Origin of the sequence: Brevibacillus centrosporus (genome assembly GCF_046622605.1) — a bacterium.
In the GTDB taxonomy this organism is placed as follows: domain Bacteria; phylum Bacillota; class Bacilli; order Brevibacillales; family Brevibacillaceae; genus Brevibacillus; species Brevibacillus centrosporus.
Map to the genome: position 1 here is coordinate 15,001 of NZ_CP176856.1, position 7,500 is coordinate 22,500.

The window sequence follows — 7,500 nt, forward strand, 5'->3', positions numbered from 1 at the left end:
TAGTACGAGAGGACCGGGATGGACGCACCGCTGGTGCACCAGTTGTCACGCCAGTGGCACAGCTGGGTAGCTATGTGCGGACGGGATAAGCGCTGAAAGCATCTAAGCGTGAAGCCCCCTCCAAGATGAGACTTCCCACAGCGCAAGCTGGTAAGACCCCTCATAGACGATGAGGTTGATAGGTTCGGTGTGGAAGCGTGGTAACACGTGGAGCTGACGAATACTAATCGGTCGAGGACTTATCCACACTCTTAGCAAACATGCAGATCCAGTTTTGAAGGCACGAGGCAGCCATCCATAGAGGATGGTTTTTTTATTGCTATGGAATAGGATAGTGGCTAGGAAGTAAAGAACACCCGAGGGCGAAAGATTGCCTCGGGTGTTAGTTTTGAGCAACAGGATGGAGAGGGAGAAGGATACGAAAGATGGCACCAGCGACATGCCCGTTTTTGACTTCGATCGCTCCTCCAGAGCGCTCGACAATTGCTCTGGAAATGGCCAGTCCAAGGCCAACATCTCCGATTTTTCCTTTTACAAAGCGATGAAACAGGTGTGGCAGCAGATCAACAGGAATTCCTTCACCATCATCTAAAACTTCGATAGTCGCATGACGCTTTCCAGACTCAATCCTTACCTCAATATGCTCCTCGGAATGGCGGAGGGCGTTTCCAATAATATTGAGTAATGCTTGGAGGGTCTTCCCCTCATCAACGTAGAGAATAGGATCCACACCATTATTGCGGATGCTGATGGTCACATTCTGCTGCAGCATGATGGGGCGTAATCGTTCTACGGCCTGTTCGACCAACTCTGTGGCGGAGTAGTAAGCAGGATGAAATAGATCTTCTTCACTTTCCAGTTTCGCGAGCAGGATGATTTCAGTTACGATATGCTTCAATCGATTGGTTTCCGCGACGATGACATCGAGCCCTTGCTCAGCGGACTTGTCTGTAAAAATACCATCTCGAATCCCCTCTGCATATCCTTGGATGGACATCAGAGGAGTTTTTAATTCATGGGAGGCATTTTGTAAAAACTGGCGCTGAATCTCATGAAAGCGATCCAGCTCTTGAGCCATGGAGTAAACGCTCTCAGATACCTCTGCTATTTCGCCGCGTGCAGGTACATGACGGACTTCAGAAAAACGGCGGAACTGTACTTTTTTAATTTCTTTCACCAACTGGTTCAGGGGTCGCACTGTACTTTTCGTTATAAAATAACTGAGAAGAATCGTAGCAACTGTACCGATTACCAAAATGACAATAATGTTTTGGGTCAGCTCCATCCTAGCCTCCTTCAGTCCGCGGACAGGGGAGGCTAGGATCAATCTCTGCTTTTCGTCATTTTTAAAAGGAAGATTGACCAAGACGTAATCGTCTTTGCCAATAATCCAGATGTTCTTGTCCTTTCGCTTTTCTGCTTTTCTCTCCAAAGCATCCAACCAATTATTCAGATTTGAGGAAGGTAGAGTGGTATACAGGACCTTTTTCTTTTTACCAAGCAGCAAAACCTCTACTTTACGGTTAGAAACGAACTGCCTGGCAAGCTCTGCTATAGATTCGGGTTTTATGGCTTCAGATTCTCCGTTGTTTTTGTCGATCCAGGCTTGTCCTTTTATAGTCAGTTCATTTCGTTGCTGTTCAATCATATTTTCAAGCAAAAACGAATGAATCAGGCCCGCAGAAATAGAGGTTACTACTAACAGTAACAAACCAAACATCAACGTAATCCGTGCTTGAAGACTCATCCCTCTGTTGCCCTCTCCGTAGATCGCAAGCGGTAGCCAAATCCCCAAACAGTCTCTAACGGGATTTTGTCCAGTTTTTTGCGGATCCGCCTGATTAAGTCATCGACTACACGATCGCTGCCAAAGTAATCGTCTCCCCACACAAGTGTGAGCAATTCATCACGGGAGAAGGCGCGGTTTGGATGTTCAGTAAGAAGAGAAAGCACTTGGAACTCCTTCGACGTCACCTCGACTTCTTCACCGCACGAGTAGACAAGTCGCCGTTGTTTATCTAGCACCAGGAGCTCACTTTGATGCGAGGCTATCGTTATTTGATGATCAGCGCTCGAGTTCAGGTCACCACGTTGTATCATTTGTTCCCATCTACGCAGTGCACGGTTGGCACGTGCTACGAGTTCACGCGGGCTGAACGGCTTCGTCAAGTAATCATCACTTCCCAATTCTAGGCCGAGAATCTTGTCTACTTCCTCGTCCCGGGCGGAAATCATGATGATGGGCGTTTCCGATTCCATCCGGATGCGGCGGCAAAATTCATAGCCGTTCATACCCGGCAGCATAATATCCAAAATCCATAAGTCGGGTGGCTGCGTCTCCTTTAAGTGCAAGGCTTCCTCCGCAGACTGCACGCTTGTAGTCAAATAACCTTCTTTTCGCAAATAGGCCTCTACGATTTGCCTGATATTCGGATCATCATCAACAATTGCAATGGAATAGGGCTTCATGAGAGTACCTCCGAGACTTACTTGTTCATCTGTTATTGTACATCAGAATAGGTGGCAAGCAGAGATTATGGAGGTTTTCCCACACTTTTCCCATACTTCTTCAAGGGAAGCATTCCATAGAAAAACAGCCCCGATTTTTAAACGGAGCTGCCATCTATAGCAGGTGTTTGGTTTATTGCAAAGCCTCGAAAATAGATACCTTCTGCGACAGTATTTCCGATTTCAGTGATTTCAGCTGCTCGGTCAAATCGTTGGCTTCGTTCAGAGAAGATTGCCAAGCCGTGTCACCACTTTTGAAAGCTTCTTTTGCGGAAGCAACCTTGTCTTTGATTTGTTGTTTGAGCTGCTGGGCTTCTTCTTTATTGGCTTTCTTGGCGTCACGAATTGGTTTGACTTCAGCCAGAGGCTCCTTCAAGTTCTTTTTCCCTTCTTTTACTTGAGCAACCTGATCAGCGATGGGGGATAGCTTGGCTTCGATCGTCTGGTGATTGGCTTCGATCTCAGCTTTAAGGGATGCGACCTCTTCTTTGTCCTTGGCTTGTTTCGCTTCTTTTAGCTGAACGGTGAGAGCTTTGTTTTCCTCGCGAATCGGTTTCAGATCGGTCATTGCTGCTTTTACGGCATCAAGTACTTCTTGCGGAATGTCGCCTCTAAGGGAATCCCAGAGTGCTTTGTTCTTTTCCCCTTGAGCTTTTAAATCCGTATTTAGTTCTTTCGTTTGTGTTTGCAGGGTTTGCAGCTGCTGATATTCGAGAGTTTGCTTTAGCTTAGGCTCTTCTACAGACTTTTCTTCTGCATGAATGATTCCTGCGCTGCTCGCAAGTAAGCTGGTGGTTAACAAAGAGACAGAAAGGATTTTTTTCATGGGTCGTTCACTCCCCGTTATGGTATTGGTTGTACGAGTACTATGGTAAAGCGGAAGTATGAGAAATTGATGGGAAGAACGAGGGGAATGAATGAGGAAATGTCGAGAAAAATATTTTCGGGCAGTCAAATGATTGACATATACATACTTAATAAATAATAATGTATATAAAATAAAGCGGTATGGGAAGTGAGAGGATTGAAAGAGGGAAATGCACTGTGGACGAAGGAGTTTATCATACTCGCGATGTCCAACTTTATGCTATTCGTTGCTTTTCAGATGCTGATTCCAACGTTGCCGGTATTTATTACAGATAAAGGGGGAGACCAACTGGCTGTAGCTCTTGTAGTGAGCCTTTTCACGGTCTCCGCTTTGCTGGTGCGGCCATTTACCGGGAAAGCCCTGGACTCGATGGGGAGAAGACCCGTTCTCTTGAGTGGTCTCGCCATTTTTTTGTTTTCTGTGTTCGGGTACTATTGGATGGCGAGCGTTGCTCTGGTACTTGCCTTGCGCTTTGTACACGGAATTGGCTGGGGCATCGTCACTACAACCTATGGAACGATTGTATCCGACATTATTCCTGCTGAGCGCAGGGGTGAAGGCATGGGATACTTCGGGATGTTTACAAACCTAGCGATGGCAGTAGGACCGTTGATCGGGCTTTCGGTTTCTCAATCCTTTGGGTATGGCTGGCTCTTTGGAATATCAGGAGGATTGACCGGTGTTGCGATGATATTGACGAGAATGGTTGAAATTAAAGCTCCAATCGGAATGACACAACCGTTTGCTGCGGCAGGTGGAGGTCTGTTTGAGAAAAAAGCACTGTTTCCAGCGTTGCTAGCATTACTGACGGGTGTGATGTACGGGGGCGTTGTAAGCTTTATCACCCTGTTTGGCCAGGAAGTAGGCATAGAAAATGTAGGACTGTACTTTCTCTTCAATGCGATCTCGCTGATGCTGGTGCGACCGCTCGCAGGAAAGCTGTTTGATAAAAAGGGACCGTTCTGGGTGCTGATGCCAGGTGGTGTTCTGACAGGCATTGCTGTCGTTGTTCTATCCTACAGTACGACGGAGCTTGGATTGATTGCTGCTGCGATTTTGTTCGGCATAGGAGCCGGCTCAGTGCAGCCATCCTTGCAGGCGTGGACGATTCAACGCGTGGATCCTTCCCGACGAGGTGCTGCAACAGGGACATTCTTTTCCGCTTTTGATCTTGGGATTGGCGGCGGAGCGATGATCTTGGGCGCGATCGCTAAACAGACCGGGTTCGCCATGATGTATCGTTATTCGCTATTTGCAATGATCCTCTACCTGATCATTTATCTCGTTTATGTAGTACGACAATCCAAAAAGGCTTCTTCCCCCAAAGCGGTTTCTTCTTGAGCCGTTTTTGGGTTTTTTCTTGAAGGTAGAGCCATAAAATCGGGAATTTTCTGGAAATAAATAGGGAATCGCCTCAGAAAGGGAACAGAGTCGGTTATAGCGAATGGAATCAGCGACAATCAACGGAAATCACCGGATTTTTTGGACGCGCTGTCTTCCTATATGGTATAATGAAGTATTGCGATAACCAGTTGGAGGTTTACCTTTTATGGCAGAAGAAACTGCTCGGTTTCCAAAAGTCGATATTAGCCAAGAGATGAAAGAGTCGTTCATCAGCTATGCGATGAGCGTTATCGTGAGTCGGGCATTGCCTGATGTTCGAGACGGACTCAAGCCTGTACACAGGCGTATTTTGTATGCCATGCATGACATGGGCCTTACTCCTGACAAAGCCTTCCGTAAATCGGCAAACACGGTCGGGGAAGTAATGGCGAATTACCATCCACATGGTGACTCTTCGATTTACGAAGCAATGGTCCGGATGGCACAAGATTTTAACATGCGCTACATGCTGGTTGAAGGTCAAGGGAACTTCGGTTCTGTTGACGGTGACCCGGCAGCGGCAATGCGTTATACCGAGTCGCGCTTTTCTAAGATTGCTCTTGAGCTTTTACGCGATATTGATAAAGAAACGGTCAATTTTGTTCCAAACTACGACGGGCGTAAAGAAGAGCCTGCTGTCTTGCCCTCCCGGTTCCCGAACCTTCTGGTCAACGGATCGGGTGGTATTGCTGTGGGTATGGCGACAAATATCCCACCACATAACCTGATAGAAGTGATCGATGGCGTAACAGCTATGATCGACAACCCGAATATTACTATTCCTGAGCTGATGAGGATCGTGAAAGGTCCTGACTTCCCTACTGCTGGGGAAATCCTCGGCTACAGCGGAATTCGTCGTGCTTACGAAACAGGTCGAGGCTCGATCATCATGCGCGCCAAGACACTGATTGAAGAAGAAAAAGGAAAGCCGCGCATTATTGTGACGGAAATTCCTTATCAAGTCAACAAAGCCAGACTCGTGGAGAAAATCGCTGAGCTGGTTCGTGAAAAGAAAATCGAAGGCATTACCGATTTGCGCGATGAGTCTGACCGCAAAGGGATGCGGATCGTCATGGAGCTGCGTCGCGACGTGATTCCAAAGGTTGTTTTGAACAACCTGTTCAAGCATACCCAAATGCAGACTACCTTTGGCGTGAACATGCTTGCTCTCGTAAATGGTCGTCCACGCGTATTGAATTTGCGCGACATGCTCTTTTACTACTTGGAGCATCAGCGTGAAATTATTCGCAGACGTACGGAATACGATCTGAAGCAAGCAGAAGCACGTGCGCACATCTTGGAAGGTTTGCGTATCGCGCTCGATCATATTGACGAGATCATCAGCCTGATTCGCGCTTCCCAAACAACGGAAGAAGCACGCGATGGACTGATGACCAACTTCAGCTTGAGCTATGAGCAGGCACAGGCGATTCTCGATATGCGTCTGCAACGCCTGACCGGCTTGGAGCGGGAAAAGATCGAAAACGAGTACCAGGAACTGATGGCGAGAATCGCTGAATTGCGCTCGATCCTCGCAGACGAAGGCAAAATCTACGGCATTATCCGTGATGAGCTTGAAGAAATCAAAGAGAAATTCGGAGATGACCGACGCACGATCATCACGGTTGATGAAAATCATATTGAGGATGCCGACCTGATTCCAGAAGAAGACGTGGTCATTACGCTGACCCATGATGGGTATATCAAGCGTCTTCCTGTCTCTACGTACCGGGCGCAAAAGCGCGGAGGACGGGGAATCCAGGGACTTGGTACCAAGGACGATGACTTTGTCGAGCATCTGTACATTACCAATTCCCATGACTACATCATGTTCTTTACGAGCAAAGGGAAGGTATACCGTTTGAAGGGCTTCGAGATTCCAGATCTCAGCCGGACGGCAAAAGGTACGCCGATCATTAACCTGATTCAGATTGAAAAAGGTGAGCGGGTCAGTGCTGTTATTCCGGTGAAGGAGTTTGATCAAGAGCGCTTCCTGTTCTTTGCTACCAAAAAAGGGATTATCAAAAAGACTACACTCGAATCGTACGAGAATATCCGAAAAGGCGGGCTGATTGCGGTCAATCTGCGCGAGGATGACGAGTTGATCGGGGTGCGTCTGACTGATGGCAACCAAGAGATCATCATGGGTACCAAAAATGGTATGTCCGTTCGTTACAAGGAAAGCGATGTCCGCACGATGGGGCGTAATGCTACCGGGGTAAAAGGGATCACGCTGGACGACGACGATGATGTTATCGATATGGACGTAATCAAGCCGAACGCAGAAGTGTTGATCGTTACGGCTAACGGATATGGAAAACGCACTCCAGTAGACGAGTATCGCATCCAAAGCCGCGGTGGTAAAGGGATCAAGACACACAATGTAACCGAGCGTAGTGGACACGTAGTAGGACTGAAAGTAGTGGAACCAGAAGAAGACCTGATGATCATCACGACTTCGGGAATAATTATCCGTACGGAAATGAAGGGAATTTCCGTCATGGGCCGCTATACGCAAGGGGTTAAATTGATCCGCTTGGGCGAAAACGAGCAGGTTGGCTCTGTTGCCAAGTGTCCGCCAAACGATGAGGACGAAGAAAACGACGGATTGGAAGCGGATGAGGATTTTGGAGCAGACGAGATGATCGATGAAGGCGTCGATATGGAAATGGATCCAGGTACGAATGACGATCCGACTGAGCCAAATGAAGAGGAATAATTAGCAGTAAATAAGGGGCACT

Annotated in this window: 5 protein-coding genes and 1 rRNA gene (1 of these 6 only partly in view); 3 read left to right on the forward strand and 3 right to left on the reverse strand. The window is 47.5% G+C overall.

The genetic code is table 11. The features are described from left to right. Positions 1 to 247: ribosomal RNA gene (locus ACLIN2_RS00170) — 23S ribosomal RNA — on the forward strand (it extends 2,681 nt beyond the left edge of the window). A gap of 135 nt (positions 248 to 382) precedes the next feature. On the opposite strand, the gene ACLIN2_RS00175 is transcribed toward ACLIN2_RS00170, so the two are convergent. The 3 genes from ACLIN2_RS00175 to ACLIN2_RS00185 form a co-directional block, all read right to left on the reverse strand. Next, a complete protein-coding gene (locus tag ACLIN2_RS00175; protein ID WP_411504499.1) occupies positions 383 to 1,720 on the reverse strand; it encodes a sensor histidine kinase in 1,338 nt (445 codons plus the stop codon). Positions 1,721 to 1,743: 23 nt separating this feature from the next. Continuing rightward, complete coding sequence (locus tag ACLIN2_RS00180; protein WP_411502985.1) at positions 1,744 to 2,469, reverse strand: response regulator transcription factor; 726 nt, start codon at positions 2,467 to 2,469, stop codon at positions 1,744 to 1,746. 172 nt (positions 2,470 to 2,641) lie between these two features. Then, entirely contained in the window at positions 2,642 to 3,334 is a 693-nt protein-coding gene (locus ACLIN2_RS00185) for a hypothetical protein (protein WP_411502986.1), read from the reverse strand. A gap of 189 nt (positions 3,335 to 3,523) precedes the next feature. On the opposite strand from ACLIN2_RS00185, the gene ACLIN2_RS00190 reads away from it, so the two are divergent. Then, positions 3,524 to 4,717, forward strand: coding sequence for an MFS transporter (locus tag ACLIN2_RS00190; protein WP_411502987.1), 1,194 nt, complete (start codon positions 3,524 to 3,526; stop codon positions 4,715 to 4,717). Between the two features lie 208 nt (positions 4,718 to 4,925). Further along, on the forward strand, positions 4,926 to 7,478 hold the full coding sequence (gene gyrA, locus ACLIN2_RS00195) for a DNA gyrase subunit A (RefSeq protein WP_411502988.1): 2,553 nt from the start codon (positions 4,926 to 4,928) through the stop codon (positions 7,476 to 7,478). Positions 7,479 to 7,500: the final 22 nt, after the last annotated feature.